Origin of the sequence: Collinsella sp. LCP21S3_A3, assembly GCF_052118905.1 — a bacterium.
Taxonomy (GTDB): domain Bacteria; phylum Actinomycetota; class Coriobacteriia; order Coriobacteriales; family Coriobacteriaceae; genus Collinsella.
On record NZ_JBQKGH010000010.1, the window covers coordinates 47,770 to 71,108 of the forward strand.

Below are 23,339 nucleotides of genomic sequence, written 5' to 3' on the forward strand. Positions count from 1 at the left end.
CAAAACAAAAGCCCACGATGCGGATGTTTCCCCAATCTACTCGCTAGGGTTCTAGCCGTGGTATTCGCCGTTGTATTGGATGAGCGTTAGGTCCTCCACGCCATCGAGGGCGCGGATGGCGTCTGCATAGGGCATATCCACACCGTCAGAGAACACCTCGACGGCCATCTCCACCTTGTCGCCGCGCATAGTCTTGGACTTAACGGTGAACTTGGTGCGCCCAAACGCGCGCACGATATCGTCGCCAGTGGTCTGGCCCGTGTAGTGAATGACCATCATGTACACGCGCGACTTGTCCTGACTGCTCGCAAAGCCGGCGATCATCAGCACGATCACTGCTGCCGCGAGCCCCACGAGTGCATACATGCCGGCTCCCGCCGTAATGCCCGTGGTAATGGACCAAAACAGATACAGCAGGTCGAGCGGGTCCTTGACCGCCGTACGGTAGCGGACGATGGACAGAGCACCGACCATACCGAGCGAGATGACCACGTTTGTCGAGATCGCGAGCGTGACCATGCAGGTGAGCACGCACATGCCCACGAGCGTCACGGCAAAGCTACGCGAATACACCACGCCGGTAAAAAAGCGCTTGTACACGTAATAGATCAGGATGCCCATGGCGAGCGCCACGAGCAGCGACAGGCCGATCTTGGCAGGGTCGACCTGACCAAACGCCTCCAAGACGGAGTTCTTAAAAAAGTCCCTGGTGCTCATGGTCTAAATATCCCCTCGGTTCTCAAAATCCGAATCCCAGTAGTTAAAACCGCGCAGGTAGGCGGTCTTTTCGTAACACAGGCAGTACTTGGAAACCGTCGTAAGCTCGGCCGCGCCCGGCGGCACCATATCGCGCACCAGCTGCGGACAAAACTCGGTAAACTTGACCTCCATCACCAGCTTGCCCGGCTCCAGCACGGGCAGCGCGGGCAGGGTCGCGTCAAAGATGTCAAAGCTACCCACCGCGGCACGCACGTTCATGTCAAACGTAATGCGCACGGTGCCCTCATCCATCACCCACGGCTCGCGCTCGTAGTCCACGATGGTCCGCGGGCGCATCATGTTGCAGATACACTCGATGTAGAACTCGCGGCAGAGTTGGTGCGGGCTCCTCAGCAAAAAGCCGTAGTCGCCAGCCAGAATCTGCTCAAACTCGCCGCGCGTGAGCGGCGCGTCCTCCTTGTAGATCCAGCTGCCGTACTTCTTTTTGCGCTCGAGCTTAATCACCCTGTCGCTGCCGTTATAGATGCGCACGCGATACTTTTTGCGCATGAGAATACCGGCGTCTTTTTCCTCGTAGGCCGAGTTGCAGTAGTCGTCAAAGTACAGGCTGCGAATGGTGTAGCCACCCGAGCGCGCATGCTTGTCCAGTTTAAAAACCGGCGCCATGCGACAGGCAAGCGCGGAGTGCTCGCCCTCGTTAATGAGATATTTGAGCTCGTGGCGATAACGCTCCTGCGTGGCACGCGCAGGCGGGGCCGCCAGGCGCTCAAGCAACGCGCTAGCCCTCCTCATACGTGTCCTCCACGACCTTACCGCCGTCTTGCACGTAAAAGCACTTCATGCCGTACTGCTTGCCATCGTCGGTCACATAGTAGTCAAACGCATCTTGCGTATAGCCGTCGGAGTTGGTGGCACGCACGCGTACAAAGTACTGGCCGGTATCGGGCGCATCGCACGTTACCTCGGGCAGCAGCACGTCCTCGGCCTTAAAAAGCACGTCATTGATGGCGTAGTCGCGCGCAAGCTCGACGGTATAGCGAATATCGCGCGCCTCAAAGTCGTACGCGGCATCCCAGTTCACACGCAACTTGCCGTTATCGATCTGCGGCACGCCAATGTAGAACGGCATGGGCTTCTTATAGCTCTCGCGGAAGCTCTGGTAGTTCTCCTCGATTTCGGACGGAATCGCCGCGGCGATCTGCTCGTATTCGTCCTTGGTCACGGGCAGATGCTCCAGGTCGGGCGCAGCAAAGACGAGCGGCTCCGTGACCTCGCGATAATGCTCGATCATCTTGCTCAGGCGCTCCTCAGTCAAATACGAGCGCAAGTCCTTGACGGCACGGTCGAGTTCGCTGCGGAACGACTTGCTGCGCAACGCGCGGTTAAACAGCACGTTGCCCCAGTAGTTGCTCACGCCGCGCTCCCAGCTCGCATAATCCGAGAACCCCGTCAGGCTCAACTCGAGCTTGCGCAGCATGCCGTCGTTATCCCAATCCAGGATGTACCAAACCTTGGAGTTAAGCGGGCTGTACAGATAGCAGTTACGGTTCTGCGTGTCGCAGTTGCCCGTCAGAATCTGAAACGCCAGCCAATAGACCAGGTTCTCGGTATCAAAGTAGGTGTCGAGCACGTCATCGATCTTTTGCGATTCGTCGTTGAGCGCATCGAGCATCTCGATGAGCTTGGTGTGGTCCGAGTCGCCCTTAATCTCGAGCATGCCCTCAAAAGCCGCCTGGTTATAGTCGGGGTCATCGGTGAGCTTAATGGTGTCCTCAAAGCGATGGAAATCGAAGCTGTTCACCTTATACAGATGCCCGCTCTTATCCAGACCGTGGGCCTTGAGCGCCGTCTTGTTGAGCTGCTCGACCTGCGTAAACAGACCGTAGTCTTCAAAGGTGTCGTTGGATTTTTCGGTCTGGTCGCACACCCATAAGTGCACAAACTGCGTGCGCAGGCCCATCATCTGGGGAATGCCACGGATCAAATCGTAGGCCATCTTGTTACGAAAGCGCATGCCCTCGCCCATATGCTTGTTGAGCGCAATCGCGCGCTGCTGACGCCACGTGCCCTTGCCCTTTTTGAGCTCCACCTTGTAGTTCTTTTGCGTATAGGTACTCGACGTCTGACCGCGCACTTGCACGGTGGCGTTGGGGGCCTCCTCGCCATAGCCCACCTCGCCAGCAACGGGGCCCTTATCATCGCCTGGCTGCAGCAGGCCCATAACCTGATAGCGTGTCACGCCCATGTCGGCATAGTCGTAAACCGAGTACGTATTAATCTCGGCCCAGCTATGATCGGTGTTCTCGGAGCTGTTGCCTCGCGAGACCGTTAGGTACATGGTCACAATGCCCGAGTCGTCGTAGACCTCGTACAGTTCGTCCTTATCGCGCAGGTGCTTGGCCTCTCCCGAGGTCTCGGCCTTGTTAATCTTGCCCTGCTTCTTGGCCTTTTTTGTCGAGGATTCGTCCTGCGCAGAGCAGCCCGAAAGCAGCAGTGTGCCGGCAGCCGCCTCAATCAAGCGGCGACGCGATATCATCCTATCGGTCATCAGGACCTCCCCAATGGTTGCGATACACACGGACCACCGTGCGTTCAAACGCGCCATGTGGCTCCCGCTCCATGCGCTGTTCCTCATAGCGCCCCTCAACATGCTCGAGCATGCGGCCCAACTCGGTAAACCAGCCTTCTTTGTCTGTCGCCACCATGGGCTGCTGGCTCAGAATACGATACGGCAAGTTGGCAGTATAGGTGTCGAGTCGCAGCAGCGCCACGATAAAAAACACCGCCGCACCCAACAAAAAGCCAAAGCCGTAAAACTGCTGCGGCAAAAGCAGCGACACGGCAGTCGCCAGCCCCGCCACACCGGCAAACAGGCCCGAGGCCAGCACGGCCCCCTTGTAGTCGGTAAAGTACAGCAAGACGAGCATCACCGTATTGCCCACGGCATACAGGCCATAGCCCACGCATAGCGTGCGAAAATACCCGTGCATAAGACTGTTAAAGCCCAGCGGCACGGCCGAGAGCACCGTGGTCTCGAGCGAAATGACCGCCGCCGTCACAAACAGCTGCTTGAGCGCGCAAAAGCGCAGTTCGCTGTTGAGCGTGGAGAGCATCTCCTCCTCGGCCACCACGATGTCGCCCACTACGCCGCCGTCGTTGAACAGGCTGTAGTAGTCGCGGTAGCGCGGATAAAAGTTGACCTCGACCGAGACCACAAAGTTGACGGTCGTGACCAGGATCGTCAAAAACGCGATGAGCGCCGGAACATCGTGGTAGGGCGCGCCATAAAACAAGCCCTTGACCTGCACGCCAATGGGGCCGGCCCAAATAATTACCAGGTGCGCAAAGAGCCCCAGGTTGGCAAACAGGCCCGTGAGCGCCAGCGGCATAAACTGATCGAGCCAGCGCAAAAAGAGCCAGGGGCTGCGGTCACTCTGCGGAAAATACCGGTACAGCAGCACCACGTCCCAGGCGAGCATGACGCCGTAGCCCAGGGCGATTGACGCCAGTAGGCCCTCGACCGGCGGCAGCCCCAGCGCCAGCGCGGCCAGGGCGCACAGGCACGCCACGCCAATGGCAGCCACAAAGCTGCACAGAATGCCACGGTAGTCCTTAATAGCGGTGAGGTAGTTCATGCCGTTCCAGTTGACGATCATAATGTTGAACAGCCACAGGCACAGCAACCCCTGCAGCAGTGTGGCGCCCGAGAACAGCAAAAAGACGCCGTAGAGTACCGTGCCCGCAACGAGCATGATGGCGTTGGAACCCCAAAACGAGGGAAAGACCTCTTCTTCGCGCTCGGCAAAGAGCATGTCCGCCAAAAAGCGCGTGACCGGCATGGAGAAAAAGCTGGTGAGCGTAAGCGACGCCAGCAGCGTATAGGTCACCATGCACACCAGCAGGTCCTGGTTGGCGCGGCCCACACCCCACATGCCGCACAGCACCAAGATGCCCACCTGGAGCAGCACGCCCAGCAGCATGGGACCTGTGCACACAATGCCGGCGTAGCCATAGGCGCGCATCGTGGCAAACAGACCCTTGCGTCTAAACAGGCGTTTGAGCTCAAAACCGATTCCGGCCACCGGCTACTCCCCCTTTCTGGGCAAATCATACGCACGCGCCGTCTCGTCGTACAGCGCGCGATAGTTGGCGAGCATCTGCTCGTGCAAAAAGTACGTGGCAACGCGACGCTGGCCGCGCTCCCCCATCTCGATACGGCGGGCACGGCTTGCGCACATGCGCTCCATGGCATCGGCCAAGCCCTTGCGATACATAGGCGGCGTCACAAATCCCGCCACGCCAAAGTCGTCGCCCGGGGCGCCTTCGAGCAGCTCACGGCAGCAGCCCACCTCGGTCGTTACGCAGGGACGACGCGCGGCAAGCGACTCCAGCACGCTGAGCGGCTGGCCCTCGGAGATGCTCGTCAAAATGGTAAAGTCCAGCTTTTCCATGTACTCGACCACGTTGACGCGGCCGGTAAAGATCAGGTCGCGCACGCCCAGGGTATCGACCAGCGCATGGCACTCGGCGCCGTACTCCTCGTCGTCCACGCCGCCCATGATATGCAGGCGCACCTTAGGGACGCGCTCGTGCAGCTCAAAGAAGGCATAGATCATGGTCTTGACGTCCTTGATGGGCGCCAGGCGCACCACCGCGCCAATGTCAACCCAGCCGTCATCGGGCTTTAAGGGAATGTCCTTAAAGCGGTCGAGCTGAATGCCATTGGGGATGACCAGGCATTTGTCCGCATCGCAGCCCATATCGATCTGCGTCTTGCGGGCATTGTGAAACAGGCTCGTCACGCGAAAAGCGCGACGGTAGATCTCCTCCGAAAGCAGGTAGAAAAAGCGAATCCAGCGGTCCTTAAACGACGGCACCACCCAGTCGGCGCGAATGATCTCCTCCTCGCGCTCGCGCGTGTAGATGCCGTGCTCGGTGAGCAGCACCGGCGCATGGTGAACGCTTGAGCCCAGGCAGGCGAGCAGGCCGCCGTAGCCGGTCGAGATGGCATGGTACACATCGGCCACCGGCACCTCGCTGCCCAGCAGATAGAGCACGGGCAGCAGCATGGAGCGCATGGTATGGAATGCGTCGGCAAAAGGCGTGTAGGGGTACTCGGCCAGGCACACGTCGCGAAAGATATCCATAAACGTTCGGCTCTGCAAAAACGAGAGCGGATGCACGCGACGGCGGTGGAAGATATCGAACAGCACGTCCCAATCCGGATTGGAAAGCGACACCAGGCGGCGCAGCGCCTCGCGCTCGCGGTCGTTAAAGTCCGCCTCTTCCTGCTCGCCCGAAAGGCGCAAGGCGTCGTCCAGAAACACCTCGTGCACCTCGACAACGTTTTTGGGCAGCTCGTAGACAAACTTGCCGCGGTCGGCCGCATGCGCGCCAATCACCCACAGCACAAACTCGTGCTCGGGCATGGCCTGTATATAGCCATGCATCCAGGTGGACACGCCACCGTGCACATAGGGGTAGCAACCCTCGAGTACCAAGCAGATTCTCATTTGTCGCTACCCTCCTTGCGCGCAATGGTCACCGTCTTGTCCGTAGCTTTGACCAGGTACAGGTCGCCCGTCAGATGCGTAATCTCGCCACCCGTGACTGCTCCCGGCTCGCCGTTATTGGCGCGGAACATGAGCCACGCCTCGTCGTGAAAATTGCCCAGGTTGAGCGTCCAGGCATCCGCATCTGTATCCACGCTCACCGTCACGGACGAAAAGCGCTGAATGGCGCCCGAGCATTCCGAGCCGGTCTGGCGACGCAGGTCGGGCGCCGACTTGGTAAGCCAGTCCAGGTAGTCGGTCAGGCCGCCCTTGTAGACCTCCCAGCCTTGCCTGGCGCCGCGATCGGAATCGAGCAAGTCGTCCGGGTGCATAAAGTGCGTACTCACATAGTGCATGTTGAGCTCGGACACGGCAGCCAGGCGCATATAGGAATCGTCGACCATGCCGCCCGAGACAATACGCGGCTGCTCCACGATGCCATCGCTCGCCACGCTAAACTCCTGCACGTACGGAAGATCCGTACCATCCTCAAAATACGTACTGGCGATGGTCTTAATGCGCGGCACGTCCTCGCCAATAATCTTGCGAGCGCGGGCCGAAAGGATATTTGACGGCGGCACGTAGACCGAACCGTGCGCGTTGGGTAGCACCTCGTCCTGAAAGGCGATAAGCTCGTTGAGCGATGCAACAAGCGTCTCCTTGTTCTTCCACGTCTTGTAGTCGTACAGCGTGCCATAGTCGGTATCCCAGAGCGCCAGCGGCTGATGGTTGTAGCCGTGAAAGCCCAGCTCTCCGCCCATCTGCAGCAGCATGCCGCCAAAGTAGCGAAACTGCGTGGTATCGGCCTGGCGCGCGGGCTCGGTCTGATTGACCGCGTCCTCGTAGTTTTCGATCATCACACCGGTAAAGCGAATGCCGTATTTTTGCGCGAGCTTTTGCAGATCGGGCCACCAGACCTTGGCATAAAAGTCGGCGATGGAAAGCCCGTAGTCGCGCTTGATGTAGGTGCCGTCGCCTGAGGGCACGGGGCTGGGAAAGTCGTCCAGATAGAAGACGGCACTGTTGATGACCGGATAGGCCGTGGCATCGCCCAGCAAGCTAATCGCCGCGGCGTAAAACCCGCGCATGACCTTGTCGTAGACACCGATATTACATACCACGGTGCGTCCGCTACCGCAGTCATTGGACCAAATGAGCGGGGCGTCTGCATCGCCGGTCTTAGCCCACACACGCGCCGTCTCGCGCAGCGAAACCGAAAGCGACGAATCAAAGGGGTCCGAGAGCCCGTAGCGCTCTCCCCCGCCCAGCATAAAGTCCTCGCTCGGCACAATGCTTTCGGCTATTACATAGTCGTATCCGGCCGATTCAATACCAAGCTTGGGAGCAATCACCTGCAGATAGCTCGAATTATCCGGCGGCATGGCGAGCATAAGCGAACCGCCGGCACTCACCCAACTCATAATATCGGTCAGGTGCGTACCGAGCCCATCGAGCGACGGCATGAGCAAAATCACGCGATCGAAGGACGTCAACGAGGGAATGGCATCGGCGCCATCCAGGGCAAGGTCCACGTCGCGGTGCGCGATCTTCATGTCGAGCAGAATCTGGTCGAACTGCTCCTTTACGTCCTCGACGCCCGTCTGGTCGGAATCGGTAATGACCAGGCACGTGGGCTTTTGACCAAATATTGCCGAGGAGGCCGGCACCGCATCGTTGGCGGCAAGCATCCCCAGCTTATGCTGGCCCGCACTGTACTGCACGCCGGCACGCTCCACCAGCAGCACGGCGGCCATGGCAATAAAGACCGCCCACACCACGAGCAGGCCCATCCAGCGAAAATGGCCCGCACGGTCGCGGATATGCTGAACCACGCTCATCGGGCCTCCTCCCCGTCGCGCCAAAAAGCCAGCTCCTCGCGGTTGGCGGCGCTCAAGTACACATGCTGTTTGTCGATCGCATCGATCACGCGGTGGACCTCGTCACCGTCGCGGCGCATCACGGCCAGGCGCAGGCAAAGCATCCAAACCTCCTGCTCCTCGGGCGCGTCGAGCACGAGCTGGTCGGTCACGGCCTGCGCCTCGTCGATCTGGTCGACATCGGCCAGCGCCGCGGCATACCGAATACGCAGCTCAAAGGTGTCCTCGCGCTCGCAGCGGCGCGCGAGCAGACGCGCGTACTGTTGACGCTGAATCTGAGCCACGCGCCCCTCAGCCAAACCCGAGTCTAAATACTCACCAAGAAAATCGCAGTATTCGTCGAGGTTTTGCGCGCTCGGGTCGGTCTTAAAGGCGCGCTCCAGCTGCTGCAGTTTAAGGTCGGACTCCTTGGAGATCTGCGCCACCGCCGTCGCGGCATAGTGCGCCACCTCAACGTCGTCGTTCAGCTTAGCCGCCTGCAGCTGCGCCAGGTACGCATCGGGCTCCTCGGTGAGCATGGAGAGCATGAGGCGGCGCCGGTCTGCCGGGTCGTTGACGATGAGCGCCTCCTCAAGCGGGATCACACCCGCATCGGCTTCACGGTCGTGCACCAAGATGCTGCGATGCAGCTCGTCATTAATGCGCAGCGACTCTAGCGTGGCGTCCTTAAGGTCCGCGCCAAACACGGCGCTACGCGTGATAAGCAGCACCACCAGCAGCGGTCCCCACAACGGCACGAGTACCATCACGGCCAGCATATGCCCGCGCACCGGCAGCAGGCCCAACTTCATAAGCGTCCACAACACCAGACAAACCAGCGCATGAATCAGCAGCAAGACAGCAGCAACGACAAGCGAGATCAAGCGATATCCCCCTCACCGTCACCGGTGTCAGCGATGTGCTGCAGAAGCGCCACGATGTCCTCGCCGTCGACGGGCTCCACCGCAATCCGCTTCGCGCTCAGGCGCTCGCGGATAATGGGCAGGTCGCTCGCCTTTGCCTGGCGCATAAGCAGGTAAAGCACGTCACCGTCGACCAGGCCCGCCGCATCGCTCTCGCGGATTGCCGACCCAATTGCGCCCACCAGCTCGCCGACAGGCTCCATGCCCGGCACCACGCGCAGGAGCAAAAAGCTGCCCATCTTGCCATCCGACAGCGCCTGCTCGGCCGCGAGCTCTTGACCAAAGGCCGCCTGCTTGAGCACGCACGTGCCATCGACGCAGCGTTTATCCTGCGCCACCGCCTCATAGTCAAAGGCACGGCCCAGCGCGCTTTCGACCAGTCCGCACAAGATGCGGAACAGGTTTTGGTAATAGAGCGTCATTTGGTTCTCGGCCGCACGACGCACAAAGATCAACACGGCGGGCGCCCCGTCGCGCTCGATCGTATATCCAAACATGGGAAGTCCCGGCGTCAGCTCGCGATTGACCCACAGGCTCGAACGACCCCCGCCGCCCAAAAGGGGTGCAAGTTGCTCAAGCGTGAGCGAGCGCGTGGCGTCTTCGGCAATCACGGGACTCGCCGCCACCAGACGTGCAAACGCCCCGCCCGAAACGTGGTAGATCGTCACCGAATTGTTTTCGAGAATCTCACCCATGAGCTCACAGCACTTGCGGTAGATGTCGCGCGGGTTGAGCACGTCGAGCTCTTGCGTCACGGCAAAGATCTTGCCAAAGCTATCGTGACGCCCCACAATCTGGCGCTTGTAGGTGCGCTTGTCCTCGATAGCATCGTGATAGAGCTGCGTGAGGAACGTATTGCGATTACGCACGAGCTCGTTTTGGTCGCGCTCCACCTTAATGGCCTCGCTATTGCGCAGCTGCACGTAGCCGCATACGGCACCCACCACAAAGTACGCGATAAACGGCAGCCAGTTGGACGGCTCGTAAAAGAGGCCCTGGAAGGTATAGCCATACTGGGTAAAGTAGCTCACAGCCAACCCAACCGATGCCAGCAGCGCCGCAGCCAGACCAAAGTCCAGGCCATACAGCGTGCCGATGAGCACGACGTAGAGCAGGCGATAAACGAGCACGTTGAGCTGGGCAGATTGCGAGAACAAATACTCCAGCACCTCGAATAGGACCCAGGCAACGCCCGTCTCCAGGCATTTAATAGGCAGCGTGTGCATCTGGATGCGGTCGATAGCGGCGCGCAAGGGGTTGACCTTCCCTGCGCGGCCAGCATCCCAGCGAGCATGAATGGTCGAAAGATCACGAAACGGGTCGTAGCGCTGAAACCAGCCATAGCGAACGCGAACGATGTCGCTGACGGGCAGGGCATAGCCGGCAGAATCGCCATAGGCAACTGAGAGCCCTGGGAACAGCGCCTTGAGGGCCTCGCCCACCTCACCTGACGTGTGATGGAAGGTATCGGCAACATCGAGCGTCTCAAAGGAGGCGTCCCAGCTGTCAAAGATGCGATGCACCAGCACCGCGAGTTCCTCGGCACACAGCAGCGGAAACGGCGCGTCCTCCGCGCCCTGCAAAGCGACCGATCCGGTTGAGCACGCATCAAATAGCGGCACCAAAAACGGATCATCCAGCGCGGCAGACGCGGTATACAGGAACGGCACGCGCAGGATCTTGGTTTGAACGCCCTCGCGAGCAGCGTAGTAGCGGCACAGGTCGTTGGCTGCGCGCGCGATAATGCCCTTGCCCGTTCGCCCCGTGGTATCGGCGGCACCCGCGGCACCCGAGGGCCCCGCCACATACAGCAGCTGGACCCGGCGACCCGCGCACGCACGAAAGACCGAGCGCAGCAGCTCGATATCGCCCACGATATCGGTATGCGGGGTAAGGTAATTGGATAGGTAGACCACCCGGTCGAACTCGTAGGCCTGCTCCAAGTGCTGGATGAGCTCATTCCACGAGGCATGGGGCGACGATTCATCGCGGCGCGCTTCCGCGGCAGCGACGACCTTAACGTGGTCCCCGGGGAACGCCTTGGCACAAAAGTCATCGTCAACATATGCGGTGTTGCCAACAACCAGCACCTCCATGGCGCACCCCTCCCCTTAATTCCATATTTGCCATAGCCAAACACGCGTATTGTACGCCGTCAACGCGAGCCGGGACGCCTTTAAGGCAGTTTTAAGAACATCTTCAGAGGATGTGGGGGGCGACGAGGGTGCTAAATGCGGGCCCAATCGGGGGTGCGGTGAAAAACCGAGATCTGCCGACCAGACCCGGTTTTAGGCAGCAGCGGCCTGCGGTTTTGTTGCCTAAAACCGGGCTATGCTCGGCGAGTTTCGATTTTTCTCCGCACTTCTCCTACGCACCGGATTTGCAATAGCGCATCACAATCCGCCAATCGCCCTAACCGGAAAGCCAATCCACAGACTCGACTAGCCAACCAGATACGGCCCGATTACATCGAATATTTCGCCCACCTTGGTTGCAGGGTTTTGCGAAGATGGCTTAACGTTACCCAGCCCCCTATGGTATGTGACGAGGCGCCCAGCACGCTGCAACGCCTCGCTTCGTTTGCCGTCCACCACGTCGAACAGCCCTGCCAAGTTCTTGCGGTACTCTATGCCCAGGTCTTTAGACATCGCTTGAGCGAGGCTACGCTGGCACTCTGCAGCCGACATGGGGGCCGTCGTATATCGAAGGTGCAGAAGGGGCCACAGCTCAAAGCAGGGATTCGACCACAGCGCATGGAACGTCCTCAATCCATCGGTGAGCTCGGCGCATTTGCTCTCCATCGCATCAAAATCGGATGCAGGGAAGTCATCCTTATCAAACACGAGCCACACATGGTCGAAAGTCTCAGGAGCATAGCGGCAATGTTCGACAGCGAAGTCAAGTAGGTCGAGAGTATGTTTGCCAGTCCCCTTAACGACTACGGCAACCTTCCGCTCGTTTGCTGCGCCCAACGCAGCGCGCACGCCCTCGAAGTAGCGAGGCTCAGTCTCCTTGCCCTCGGTCACCACGAGATGGCGCGTCATCTGTACCATGCGAAAGCGTCCCTCGCGGTTGCCGCTGCGCCAGTCCCTCGACTTTTTCGCGGCCATACTAATCCCACTCCTCAATGCGCGTGAGATACGGGTCGGCACCATAGCGGCCAGACAGGTACTGCTTGTCGAATGCCGCGTTCTTGCTGACCAGGTTACCATTTGCCTCGTGGATGTCGGCGAGAGACCATAGCTGGCTCGCCTCCCCCTCGCCGCGTGCGGCAAACCATATCTCGTCGCGGCGAAAAACATCGTTTCGCATAGTGGACACGTCCTGAGACGAGAAGATGAGCTGCGCGCCGCTCTTGTTGACTTCGGGATCTTTGAACAGCAGAATCACGTAGCGCAGAAGCTTCGGATGCAACTTGGCGTCGAGCTCGTCGACAACGACGGTACCGCCGCGTTCGAGCGCCGCCAGCAGAAACGACGCCAGCCCCATGAGCTTCTGAGTACCGGCCGACTCCTCGGACAGGCGCAGCTCATAGCCCATACCGTCCACCTCATGCTTTACGAAGACGCGCTGGCCCCGCCATTCCGGGGCTTTCTCAACCCTAAAGCCATCGATACGCACGTCAACGGCACGCAGAAAACGCGTGATCTCGGGTGAGTCATCCTCGTCGAGCAACTGTTCGAGCATCTGCTCCAGATAGGAGCTGTTGTAGTTCAGGAACACCCCATCAAGAAACCAACTGGCAGCCTCCTTGATCACCGGCGCGTCAAAGTTGATGCAGAGAAACGACAGGTATGGCAAGCTCGGGTTGAATCTCGCGGCCGTCACGAGCTTACGCAGCGTGGGACCAAGCTCAACCCCTGTGCCCTCGCGCTCGAACAGCATCGCCGTGCGCGACGCCCCCAATTTGCGCCGCCACAATCCTTCGGACACAATCTCGTCCGCATGCACGGACAGGGCATAGCGGTACTCATGCTCACCTGCGCGATAGTAGAGCTCGAACTCGGTGGGCTTAGCAGTCGACACGTCATCGAACTCGAACGCAGAGCAACGGGGTATCGAAGATCGGTTATCTTCTGGCGCATCAGCGCTGGCAGACAACAATCTGATCGGCCTTGCAACCGCCGAACGAATATAGTCAAGAGCCTCGAGCAGGTTAGACTTGCCGCCAGCGTTAGGCCCGTAAACCGCAGCCACCGGAAGGAAGCTCTGCCCGTCAGGACACTCTATGAGGGAGCGCTCGAACTCCCTCATCGATGTTGCCTGCATGGAAAGCTCAGTTTCGTCGCGATAGGATCTATAGTTCCTGAAGGTAAACTGGCAAAGCATCGTCCTCAAAATTCCTTTCATTGTTTTGAAAAGGTATTTCAGAGTTTTTCTTTGATTATAGACTTTAAGTAATGTAAATCAAGTGCTTGCTGCGGCTGCGACAGCAGACGTAAAGTGTCAGCCAGGCCACACTCAACCATTCCATTGCCTGAATGGCGCTTAGCCAGCGCGTCACATATTACACTCATGAAAAAAGGGCAACACTCTCTTATCGAAAGCGTCACCCTTATAGCTCCAGCAGAGCTTTTGTATTACAGGACAATATCCTACACCATCTCAATGAGATGAAAGGACGCATATAGGCTTGTCCGGTAAAAGCGTGGGCAGGCCACGAATGAACGAGGCGACAGCAGGACTAACGGTCACCGCAATCAAAAGAGCCCAAATAATGCAGCGCTCCTTTCACTCCCGGTGCATTAGTGTCTTTGTCTAAGAAATTGACGCTATAAGAAGGAGATCCAACGTAAACATGAGTCTTGCCGGTCTCGCAGCAGAACAAAATGTCGCCAGCACTATTCTGCGTCAGAGTGTTGTAATTCGAGTAATAATCAAGCTCGTCTGACGGGGCTTCTCCCACAACGATCAGCCGAGGTTCCAACTTATCTAGCCATGTCTTAGGAACGCGACCGGACTTCCGTCCATGATGCGGCGCAAATAGAATGTCCACAGGCGAAAGCGCAATGTCATCTTCAATCGCCACCATGTAGTCATTCTCCATGTCACCAAGCCAAAGCGCACGGACCCCTTCCTCTAGCGAGTAGACAATCGCGGGGCTAATATTATTGGGATTATCCGAGCTTTCGGCATCCTGCAAAGCATTCTGGAAGGTCTCATTATTCTCATCGGGCCAGAGGACGCTAATCCCAGCAGAGCCGCGCTCACTATCAGAAACGTTCATCCATTTACGCTTACACCCCTTGTATATTTTGTAAGCGCAAGACGACCCCTTCAGATCTTTGTACTTTTTAAAACTCTCAGTCTCCGTGGACTTAGAGACATCATTGTCAACGTAATAAAAATTCGGAATGAGCTTAAGCTCATCAAGATACTCAATACCCTGAATATGATCTTGGTCCGGATGTGTGCTAATAAAACGCACGATACCCTTATTACCTGCAAGGTTTTTAATCTCATCAAGGATTTCCGACTTACGCTCATCGGTAATATTACAGTCAATCATGCTGAAGTTATCAGAATTGTGATTGATATAAAACATGTCGCCGTTACCAACGGACAGAGACTTAATCTCGCTCATGGTCATCACGTTCCTCAAGATTGAAGTTGATTCGTTTTTCTACATACCGTTCCTGCTTGATCCAGGAAGCAACAAATAAGGCGATAAAAGAACACAGCGCCGCTGCAAGCCGATGAGATGCCGGCAACAATGATGCAAGCAGAATAATTACGAGCAGGACACCGGCCCCCGCCAGGCTGCGATACATGTTTGAAATCATTAAGAGCTGCTCGACCTTTGGATCGAGTTTCTGAGCATACGCAAAGGCAGAATAGTCCCGCTTTCCGGTCGGTTTTAATTTGCGGACCAATGGTTCAATGCAAAGAGAGCCAATCCGCGACGCAATAAGACCGAGAACATAACTCATCACAAATAACGCCAGCCAGTTAGAGCAGTCAATACAACTGCCCAACGGCATCTGACTGACGGAGTATGTTACGAGTGCACCCGGTATGAGCACATTGAACAGATCGTAAGCAGAGATTATCCCAAGCAAATCATCTAGAAAGTTATTGGCCAATAATTACGCACCTCCAAGAATCCAAGAGCCATCCTTCGCATTTTTTACAAACTAACCCACCCCGCCACACAAGTGTCAGGTTCTTGAAGAAGAGCTATTTGGATATGATTTGAACAAACGGGGGCGCATACTGCTATTGACTAATAAGCGCACACGCCCCTAAAGAAACTTAATGGACCATCAATATGGCCTCGATTATGTCAGTTATTCCATCCGACTCCTTCCGAACAATTAGGTTGTAATGGGGAAACGACGCTTCTCGTTGTTTCAATTGTAGCCCACAGTCCGTTCCATATCCTGTATTCATTTTTAATGATGAGCACAATATGTTGTGTTTTAACAGGTAAACGCAGCTAAAAAATTGCGGAACTAATTCACGTGAAATTACGAGTCGGCTCATCCCCTTGTAGACAGCACCCTTGACCTGCATGAAAACAAAATTAGACTCAATCGCTTTCGCCCGGTACAAAGTCATCCACATCGAATACCTGTTCGAAATTAACAAAAGATTTTGCTTGACCAACATGTTGAGACGCCCGCTTATTGCCTTGTCGTCAGCCGAAATAAACAAAGCAGCAGCCTTGTGGACTTTTCCTGGAAGGTCTCGGTGGCGAGTCTCGAAGAAGCGCGAGACGGCCTTATGCTGGATTTGCCGCATCAGGCATAGTCAACCCAACGCGATTCACAACGTCACCGGGCAACCAACCATCCCTCCCCTCCCCAACATTCCCCAGAAAGTTCGCTGATGTTGACTGGGGTTCCCGTAAAATAAACCGCAACAAAATATGTGCGGAGTGCTGGCCTGGAGCTGCCTTAGAACCCTATTGGCTGCTCACCGAGAGGCTCCGCTACGAAACGACCCCTTTACTACCTGTTCTGCGCGATCGCGTGCACGTCCATGGTCAGCGCGACGATGCCCATGGTAGCCATTGCGGAAGCCATCCAGCCTCCGGCAACAGCCGAACAGCAAGCGCATGCCGACACCACGAGCAGCGACACAGGCAAGGCTGAAGACGGCGCCAGCACAAATGCGACAGCAGATACCGTTGAGGACAGCACCGCAACATCCACCGGCACCAGCGCAGCCAACACGGAAAGCGCTGACGACACCACCGCCTCAACAGGCGCCCCCGCCCCATCCTTCCGCGCCCAAACCAACGGCACGCCCGCGGCAATCTCCGCCACGTCACAAACCGGCTACGCCCACTCCGCCACGGCAAGCCAAAACGGCGTCACCTTCACCGTGTTTAGGGCAATCTGATTGTTGCTAGTGCGGCACCCATTCTTTTCATCTACGGAAACGAAAAATTTCAGAAAAGGCAAAGGCATGCCGACCAGCTAGGCCTACCGTTGCAATTGCAGCTACCAACTGACAATTGCACAGGAGGCAGGAAGGATGATCAGCATGCCAATGATCGAAAGTATACGAGAGATGTCGAGAAGGGGCCTCTCCAATGCGGAGATACAGCGCAGGACGGGGATATCCCAACCGACGATCCGCAAGTACATCGCGATGGACGATTTCTCGCCGCAGGCCCCGAGCCTGCAATCGCGCCCGTCGATCCTTGACCCTTACAAGCCCTTCGTCGACGAGATCCTGCTCGGCGACCAGCGCGTATGGCGCAAGCAGCGACACAGCGCAAAGCGCATATACGAGCGCTTGCTGGACGAGACCGCCTACGACGGCGGCTACGGAACCGTCAAGAACTACGTGAGGAGGCGCAAGGCCGAGATATCCGCGGCGTCCGACTGCTATATGGAGCTTGTCTGGGCGCCGGGGGAGGCGCAGGCCGACTTCGGCGACGTCGACGTGCTGGCCGGGGGAGAGCGCGTGAGGATGCACTTCCTGGTGCTCAGCTTCCCCTTCTCCAACATGGGCTTCTGCCAGCTCTTCGCGGGCGAGACCAGCGAGTGCGTGTGCCAGGGCCTCCGCGACATCTTCGAGCACATCGGCTGCGTTCCCACCCGCATCGTCTTCGACAACGCCACGGGCGCCGGCAGGCGCCGCGGGCAAAGCGTGACCGAGGCGGACCTCTTCCGCCGGATGAAGGCCCATTACGGGTTCGAGGCGACCTACGCCAACCCCCGCGCCGGCAACGAGAAGGGCAATGTGGAGCGAAAGGTCTACTGGTGTCGCCAGCATCTGTTCACGCCTGCGCCCAGCGTCGACGACATCGAGCTGTTCAACGCGGAGCTGCTCAGCCGCTGGTAGTGTCGAGAAAGTTGGTGTAGTGCCCGATCCGAAGCGAGTCGGCCCGGCGTCCCAGAATCTGGAATACGGTTGATATCCTATGCCGCCTCGACCCTGTCCGCAAGCTCGAGGCCGGACTCGAGCATCTTCCTTGCCTCCGCCTCGAGCCGCGCCCAATCGACGGGACCGTCGGTCCCCCGGGTGCGACCGTCGTCGTAGAGCTCGTTCATCCTCGCCTCCGAGAAGTACCTGGACTCCTGCCATATCTCGTCCTGCTCGCACATGACCGCGCCCGCGAGCCGCACCAGCGAGCCCGTGGAGGGGAACACCTGCACGACGCGCGACCTGCGCTTTATCTCTCGGTTGGTCCTCTCCTGCACGTTGTTGGTGCGCAGGCGCTTCCAGTGGGTCGGCGGGAAGTCGAGGTAGGCCAGCGCGTCGGGCTCGGCCTCCTCCAGCACCGCCGCCGCCCTGGGGCAGCACCCCGCCAGCATGTGTTAATGCCAATATAAATCCCGCCAGTTATGCCAACATACAGCGCCAATCGCACCAACGCAGTTGCGCCGATCGCACCAACGTATTTCTGCCGATTTGACCAATGGGAATATGCTCTTCCCGCCTCGATATCTGTCTGGCGGGAAGGAGCGGGATTGGAAGAGAGGAACATCATGGGCGAGCTGAACATGTACAGGCAGCTCGGGCTGAAGCCCAACTTCAGCGAGATCGGAAGGCGATACGGCCTCGATCGCCACACCGTCTCACGGTATTGGAACGAGGGAGGGGATGTCGACGACGGGAGGTGCAGGCGCCCCAGCGGCTTCGACAAGCACGGCGACCTGATCGCGCAGAAGGCCGCGATGCCCGGCGCCACCAAGAAGGCGGTGCACGAGTACCTGCTGCATCGGTGCAAGGGGCCGTCCCTGCCCGGCTACAACGCCTTCACGCACTACTGCCGCAAGCACGACGTGCGCTTCGACGGAGGGGCCGAGCAGGATGCCCATCCCCGATACGAGACCCCGATGGGCCGCCAGCTGCAGTTCGACTGGAAGGAGGACCTGCGCATGGTGAGCAGGCACGGCGAGGTGTTCGAGTTCAACGTCTTCTCCGCCACCCTGGGGTACTCCAGGATGCACAGGTTCGTCTACACGAGGGGAAGGACCAGGGACGACCTGCTCGCATGCTGGATCTCCGCGATATCGTTCTACGGGGGCATCGCCGAGGAGTGGCTCACCGACAACATGTCGGCGATAGTCGGCTTCGAGGGGCGCAGGCGCGTCAAGAGCCCGCGGGTGCTGCGGTTCGCCAGGGAGGCGGGGTTCGAGCTGCACCTCTGCAAGCCCGGCTCGCCGGAGACGAAGGGCAAGGACGAGAGCGCGAACCGCTTCCTGGGCAGGCTCTCCGTCTACGACGGCGACTTCGAGGACGAGGACGACCTCATCGGCATAATCGCCCACATAGAGGCCAGGTCCAACGCGGAGCCGAACGAGACCACGGGGCTGCCGCCGGCGGTCCTGTTCATGAGGGAGAAGGAGCACCTGCGGCCGGTGGGCAACATGGCGCTGCTGGAGCAGATGGCCGGGGACGTCAGGACCCAGACGGTGCCCCCGACCATGCTGGTCAGGGCCGCGGGCAGGGAGTGGTCCGTGCCCCGCAGGTGCATCGGGAAGAAGGCCAGGGTGATCACCATGCCGGGCGGGCAGATCAGGGTCACCGTCGCCGGAGAGCTCGTCGCCGTCCACGATGCGTCGCAGGGCACCGGCAGGTTCAATTATACAGACGAGCACTACATGGAGGCGCTGGAGGGGAAATCCCGCTACGCGGACGCGGACATCAGGGAGGCGGCCATGGAGAACCTCAGGCTCCTGGAGGAAATGGGGGAAGTCGATGGATAGCGCGATCGCGGAGGCGAGCCCCTACGTCAGGGCGCAGCGAAACCTGGCCACCCTGAAACTGGACCAGATGGCGGCATCGCTGCCCGACTACATGAGGATGGTTTCGGAGGGCGACATGGAGTTCGTGTCGGCGCTGGCGGAGATGACCTCCGCCGAGGTGAGGTCGAGGGAGCAGCGTATCCTGAGGCAGAGGCTCAGGTCATCGGGCTTCCCGTACGTCAAGTCCCTGGCGGACTTCGACTGGTCGTTCCAGCCCTCGGTGCCGAGGCCGAAGGTCGAGGAGCTGGCGACCCTGCGGTTCGTCGATCGCGCCGAGAACGTCCTGCTCGTGGGCAGCCCGGGGGTCGGCAAGACGCACCTGGCGATCGCGTTGGGCGTCGAGGCGGTGAGGGCCGGGAGGGAGGTGCGGTTCATGGACTGCGCGCGCCTGGTCGACGACCTGAGGGACGCCCAGTCCAGGGGGATCCTGAAGAAGAGGCTCAAGTACTACGCCCACTCGAAGCTGCTGATAATCGACGAGCTGGGCTACCTGAACATCGACGAGGGCGGCGCCGACCTGCTGTTCCAGCTGGTCAGCACCCGGTACGAGCAGCGGTCCACCATCATCACCACCAACGTGGGCATCGGGGGCTGGGCCAAGGTGTTCGGCGACGAGGTCGCGGCGAGCGCCATCGCCGACAGGGTCTGCCACCACTGCAGCATGATAAAGATCACGGGCAGGTCCTACAGGCTTAAGGACCTGCCCGCGGAGAAGAAGAGGGAGGAATGAGTCGGCGGGCGCGCCGAAACCGGTGAAAACGCGTTGGTGCACATGGCGCATATATGTTGGTGCAACCGGCGCGATATGTTGGTGAATGTGGCACAAACTATATTGACATTATCAGCATGTCGCACGCCGCGTGGTACATGGCCGTCACGGTGGCGGCGTCGCGCCCGCGGAACACCTGCGACACGATCCTGCCCACGCGGCGCCTGAGCTGCCAGGAGCCGGCCTCGCGCATGCAGTCGCGCATGAGGTGGACCGCGCAGCGCTGCCACGCGGCGCCCTGGAAGACCTCGCCGAGCGCCCGGACGAGCCCCGGGTGGGCGTCCGAGACGACGAGCCGCACGCCCGCCGCCCCGCGCGAGCGGATAGCCCGCAGGAAGGCGAGCCACGAGTCGTAAGACTCGGTGTCAACCACGTCGACACCGAGGACGCGCCTCCAGCCGCCCGCATCGCAGCCGATGGCGGTGACCACGGCGGTGGAGGCGACGCGCCCCTCGCGGCGGCACTTGACGTAGGTCGCGTCGAGCCAGACGTAGGGCACCGGCGAGCCGTCGAGCGGCCTTCCGCACAGATCCTCGATGTCTGCGTCCAGGCTCGAGGCGATTGCGCTCACCCGGTCCTTCGAGAGCCTGGAGACGCCCATCTTCTCGGCCACCCTCTGCACCTTGCGGGTGCTCGTGCCCGTGGCGTACATCTCGGCGACGGCGGCAACGAGGGCGCGGTCGACGCGCCGGTGGCGCTCGAGCACGTCCTCCGGGAAGAAGCTGCCGGAGCGCAGCTTGGGGATGCGCAGCGTCAGCGTGCCGACGCAGGTGGCGAGCGACCTCTCGCGGTAGCCGTTTCGGCTGTCCGCCCCGCCACCGCAGAGCTGGTCGGCCTCGGCGTCCATCACGGCGTTCACGACCTGCTCGGCGAGTCTGCGAAGCAGCTCCTGCATATCGATGGCGCCGTCGTCGAAACGGGGCATAGCGAGCATGTCCGGCGTCGGGTCTGATAAGATTTCCATAGCGGTCTTCGTCCTTTCCTAGAACCTGTTGTTGTGGTGATTTCAGATTCTAGGACGAAGGCCGTTCTTCGTTAAACGAGCGCTAGGGTGTCACCCTTACACCAACATTTTCGACGCGATCCAGCCGCTGCTCGGGCTCGGGTTCGAACCGCCACTACGAGAAGGGGCTGACATGGTCGGAGCTGTTCGAGAGGGACAGGTCGGCGATGCCGCCCCTGCCCGCCAAGCCCTTCAGCTGCATGCGATTCGTCACCGGCGTGTCGGTGGACAAGCGCGGCGACGCCACCGTCGACGGCGGCCACCGCTACCATGTGGGCCACAGGCAGGCTTCCGGCACCGCCACCGCCGTGTACGGCGCCCACACCGTCGCGTTCGCGGACGCCGCGGGCGAGATCGTGGCGGAGCACGCGAGGAGGTTCGGGGCCGCGAAGAACGGGCCGGAGGCCGTGTCCCAGCTGGCGTTGCTGGTGAGGAAGCCCGGCGCATGGCGCAACTCGGCGGTCAGGGCCGCCATGCCCGCAGACGTGAGGGCCCATGTGGACGCGCTGGAGTCGGCTGCCAGAAAGGACCTGATCGTGTGCATGCGCAGGTGGTGCAGGGAGAGCTCGGTCGAGGACGTCGGCGCCGCTATCTCCGAGGTGCTGGCCTCAACGGGGAGAGCCAGGCCCTCCGACGTGGAGATGATGCTCGCGAGGATGGGCGGGTTCGGCCTTGGGACGGAGCCCGACGTCGGCCCGGATCTCACTGTCTACGACAGGATGCTCGGAGGTGACGCCGCATGAGCGCGCGAGGCGACCTGGAGAGCGCGGTGAGAAGAGGGTTCAGGGCCGTGATGCTATCCAACCACACTGCGGAGAAGTACGCGTCGGAGTCGACGGCCGCAGAGCTCAGGTTCTTGGCAGGCATGTTCGAGGAGGAGCTCTCCTGGAGAGAGGAGAGCAGGAGGGGGCGGCTGCTGAAACGGGCCAAGTTCCCGGTCCCCAAGACCTTCGAAGGGTACGACTGGTCGAGGGTAAAGGTGCCGGAGGAGATCGGACGCGGGGGCATCGAGAGCTGCAGGTTCATTGCAGACAAGCAGAACCTCGTCCTGTACGGCGGCGTGGGGAACGGCAAGACCCACATGGCCATAGCGTGCGGAACCGCAGCCTGCGCCATGGGGATGACGGTGATGTTCACGACGATCGCAGACCTCGTCGTGAGGATGACCAAGGCCGAAGCCGAGGGAACCTTGGAGAAGGTGTTCAAAGAGGTCGAGAGGGCCGATCTGGTGATACTGGACGAGCTTGGGTACCTTCCCATAAACCAAGATGGCGCCAAGCTCCTGTACCAGGTGGTGAACAAGTGCTACGAGAGGAGAAGCCTTATCGTGACCACGAATCTTGAGTTCAGCAGGTGGGGAAAGATCCTGACCGACGACCAGATGGCGGCTGCCATGATCGACCGAATCGTCCACTACGGCCACCTGGTCGTGTTCGAGGGGCCGACGAAGAGGATGGAGGCCTCGCCTATGGCCCGAAGGGGCTAAGAGGCAAAGCCAAAGAGAGAAAGAGGCACGCCTTTGCCAAACCTGAAACCTTTCCTTGCCACGTGTGAAAAGAACCGCTGCCTCAATTGAAAGCCCGAGCTTGACACAAACATTCACCGTCTCGTGGAACGATGCCCCCGCGGGCACCGCGACGACCTTCCACGTAACCCAGGCCAACGGCTCGTCCCAGGCCAAGGCGCGCATGGACGTGCCCACCTATTGGGACGGCGGCAGCCAGGAGAGCGTCTGCGACCCGTCGCGCCCGGCATGGGCCAGCTACTACAGCCTGGGCACCACCGGCCACGACTTTACCTTTGACTTCACGGCATCAGGCACGTACCGCATCTACTTCTACTTTATGGACAACGACAGAAACGACCCCCAAAACGACAAGGGGATCTACTACCTGCGCACCACGGCAGAGGTGACCGTAAACGACGCCGCCCGCCCGAGCATCACGCAGATCGTCATCAACGCCGTGGACCTGTGCAGGCAAGAAACAAACGGCTCGGAATACGACATGGCGCTGTGGTTCCACGACTGGACGCTCGACCAGCTGGAGTACGACCACAGTCTCAACTGGTGCTCGGCCGAAAGCGGCCTCACGCGCCACCAGGGCACCTGCGAGAGCTACCAGCGCATCTACTCCAAGCTCCTTGACGCTGCAGGCATCGCCAACGGGCGCATCACCAGCAACGGCCACACCTGGAACGCCGTAAAGATCGACGGCAAATGGTGCCAGATGGACCTGACCTGGGGCGACACCAGCGACAACTGATACGGAGACCTGGACCAGCGCCATCTGTACTTTGGCCTGACCGACGA

Annotated in this window: 19 protein-coding genes and 2 pseudogenes; 6 read left to right on the plus strand and 15 right to left on the minus strand. The window is 59.6% G+C overall.

Translation table 11 applies throughout. The features are described from left to right. Nucleotides 1-51: 51 nt before the first annotated feature. The 13 genes from ACTQ0H_RS06555 to ACTQ0H_RS06615 all read right to left on the minus strand — a co-directional run bounded on the left by ACTQ0H_RS06555 (nucleotide 52) and on the right by ACTQ0H_RS06615 (nucleotide 16,319). Entirely contained in the window at nucleotides 52-717 is a 666-nt protein-coding gene (locus ACTQ0H_RS06555) for a DUF4956 domain-containing protein (RefSeq protein WP_441547954.1), read from the minus strand. Between the two features lie 3 nt (nucleotides 718-720). Beyond that, a complete protein-coding gene (locus tag ACTQ0H_RS06560; protein WP_441547955.1) occupies nucleotides 721-1,512 on the minus strand; it encodes a polyphosphate polymerase domain-containing protein in 792 nt (263 codons plus the stop codon). Next, nucleotides 1,499-3,268 carry a CotH kinase family protein gene (locus ACTQ0H_RS06565; RefSeq protein ID WP_427794689.1) on the minus strand — a complete coding sequence of 590 codons (1,770 nt, stop codon included), beginning with the start codon at nucleotides 3,266-3,268 and terminating at the stop codon, nucleotides 1,499-1,501. Before ACTQ0H_RS06565 ends, ACTQ0H_RS06560 begins: the two co-directional genes overlap by 14 nt. Then, nucleotides 3,258-4,802 (minus strand): exopolysaccharide Pel transporter PelG, encoded by a 1,545-nt coding sequence (gene pelG / locus ACTQ0H_RS06570; RefSeq protein WP_441547956.1) that lies wholly within the window; start codon nucleotides 4,800-4,802, stop codon nucleotides 3,258-3,260. Before pelG ends, ACTQ0H_RS06565 begins: the two co-directional genes overlap by 11 nt. A gap of 3 nt (nucleotides 4,803-4,805) precedes the next feature. Continuing rightward, the gene (gene pelF / locus ACTQ0H_RS06575) at nucleotides 4,806-6,233 is read right to left on the minus strand and encodes a GT4 family glycosyltransferase PelF (RefSeq protein WP_441547957.1); all 1,428 of its coding nucleotides are present in this window, start codon (nucleotides 6,231-6,233) and stop codon (nucleotides 4,806-4,808) included. Further along, on the minus strand, nucleotides 6,230-8,110 hold the full coding sequence (locus ACTQ0H_RS06580) for a DUF2194 domain-containing protein (RefSeq protein WP_441547958.1): 1,881 nt from the start codon (nucleotides 8,108-8,110) through the stop codon (nucleotides 6,230-6,232). Before ACTQ0H_RS06580 ends, pelF begins: the two co-directional genes overlap by 4 nt. Continuing rightward, entirely contained in the window at nucleotides 8,107-9,012 is a 906-nt protein-coding gene (locus tag ACTQ0H_RS06585) for a hypothetical protein (protein ID WP_441547959.1), read from the minus strand. Before ACTQ0H_RS06585 ends, ACTQ0H_RS06580 begins: the two co-directional genes overlap by 4 nt. Next, nucleotides 9,009-11,147, minus strand: coding sequence for a DUF4118 domain-containing protein (locus tag ACTQ0H_RS06590; RefSeq protein ID WP_441547960.1), 2,139 nt, complete (start codon nucleotides 11,145-11,147; stop codon nucleotides 9,009-9,011). Before ACTQ0H_RS06590 ends, ACTQ0H_RS06585 begins: the two co-directional genes overlap by 4 nt. Nucleotides 11,148-11,492: 345 nt before the next feature. Further along, on the minus strand, nucleotides 11,493-12,161 hold the full coding sequence (locus ACTQ0H_RS06595; RefSeq protein ID WP_441547961.1) for an RloB family protein: 669 nt from the start codon (nucleotides 12,159-12,161) through the stop codon (nucleotides 11,493-11,495). A 1-nt stretch (nucleotide 12,162) separates the two neighbouring features. Then, nucleotides 12,163-13,380, minus strand: coding sequence for an AAA family ATPase (locus ACTQ0H_RS06600; RefSeq protein WP_441547979.1), 1,218 nt, complete (start codon nucleotides 13,378-13,380; stop codon nucleotides 12,163-12,165). Between the two features lie 355 nt (nucleotides 13,381-13,735). Next, on the minus strand, nucleotides 13,736-14,635 hold the full coding sequence (locus ACTQ0H_RS06605) for a hypothetical protein (protein WP_441547962.1): 900 nt from the start codon (nucleotides 14,633-14,635) through the stop codon (nucleotides 13,736-13,738). Beyond that, nucleotides 14,622-15,134 (minus strand): hypothetical protein, encoded by a 513-nt coding sequence (locus ACTQ0H_RS06610; protein WP_441547963.1) that lies wholly within the window; start codon nucleotides 15,132-15,134, stop codon nucleotides 14,622-14,624. The genes ACTQ0H_RS06605 and ACTQ0H_RS06610 overlap by 14 nt, the downstream gene beginning before the upstream one ends. An 867-nt stretch (nucleotides 15,135-16,001) precedes the next feature. Next, nucleotides 16,002-16,319, minus strand: coding sequence for a hypothetical protein (locus ACTQ0H_RS06615; protein ID WP_441547964.1), 318 nt, complete (start codon nucleotides 16,317-16,319; stop codon nucleotides 16,002-16,004). 247 nt (nucleotides 16,320-16,566) lie between these two features. Here ACTQ0H_RS06615 and istA (ACTQ0H_RS06620) point away from each other — a divergent pair, with 247 nt between their 5' ends. Beyond that, nucleotides 16,567-17,346 (plus strand): IS21 family transposase, encoded by a 780-nt coding sequence (istA, locus tag ACTQ0H_RS06620; protein ID WP_441547965.1) that lies wholly within the window; start codon nucleotides 16,567-16,569, stop codon nucleotides 17,344-17,346. Between the two features lie 77 nt (nucleotides 17,347-17,423). Here the strand turns inward: istA (ACTQ0H_RS06620) and ACTQ0H_RS06625 are convergent. Continuing rightward, nucleotides 17,424-17,819: pseudogene (locus ACTQ0H_RS06625) on the minus strand (transposase); the annotation flags it as partial. Between the two features lie 156 nt (nucleotides 17,820-17,975). Between ACTQ0H_RS06625 and istA (ACTQ0H_RS06630) the strand changes: the two are divergent. Further along, nucleotides 17,976-19,217, plus strand: a complete 1,242-nt coding sequence (gene istA, locus ACTQ0H_RS06630) for an IS21 family transposase (RefSeq protein ID WP_441547966.1) — start codon at nucleotides 17,976-17,978, stop codon at nucleotides 19,215-19,217. Continuing rightward, nucleotides 19,210-19,986 carry an IS21-like element helper ATPase IstB gene (istB, locus tag ACTQ0H_RS06635; protein ID WP_154516839.1) on the plus strand — a complete coding sequence of 259 codons (777 nt, stop codon included), beginning with the start codon at nucleotides 19,210-19,212 and terminating at the stop codon, nucleotides 19,984-19,986. Before istA (ACTQ0H_RS06630) ends, istB (ACTQ0H_RS06635) begins: the two co-directional genes overlap by 8 nt. A 112-nt stretch (nucleotides 19,987-20,098) precedes the next feature. On the opposite strand, the pseudogene ACTQ0H_RS06640 reads toward istB (ACTQ0H_RS06635), so the two are convergent. After that, nucleotides 20,099-20,989 (minus strand): annotated as a pseudogene (locus tag ACTQ0H_RS06640) (IS256 family transposase); the annotation flags it as partial. A gap of 206 nt (nucleotides 20,990-21,195) precedes the next feature. Between ACTQ0H_RS06640 and ACTQ0H_RS06645 the strand changes: the two are divergent. The 3 genes from ACTQ0H_RS06645 (at nucleotide 21,196) to ACTQ0H_RS06655 (ending at nucleotide 23,292) form a co-directional block, all read left to right on the plus strand. Continuing rightward, entirely contained in the window at nucleotides 21,196-21,771 is a 576-nt protein-coding gene (locus tag ACTQ0H_RS06645) for a hypothetical protein (RefSeq protein WP_441547967.1), read from the plus strand. Continuing rightward, the gene (istB, locus tag ACTQ0H_RS06650) at nucleotides 21,768-22,514 is read left to right on the plus strand and encodes an IS21-like element helper ATPase IstB (protein WP_304202432.1); all 747 of its coding nucleotides are present in this window, start codon (nucleotides 21,768-21,770) and stop codon (nucleotides 22,512-22,514) included. The genes ACTQ0H_RS06645 and istB (ACTQ0H_RS06650) overlap by 4 nt, the downstream gene beginning before the upstream one ends. A gap of 100 nt (nucleotides 22,515-22,614) precedes the next feature. Continuing rightward, complete coding sequence (locus ACTQ0H_RS06655) at nucleotides 22,615-23,292, plus strand: transglutaminase domain-containing protein (protein ID WP_441547968.1); 678 nt, start codon at nucleotides 22,615-22,617, stop codon at nucleotides 23,290-23,292. Nucleotides 23,293-23,339: the final 47 nt, after the last annotated feature.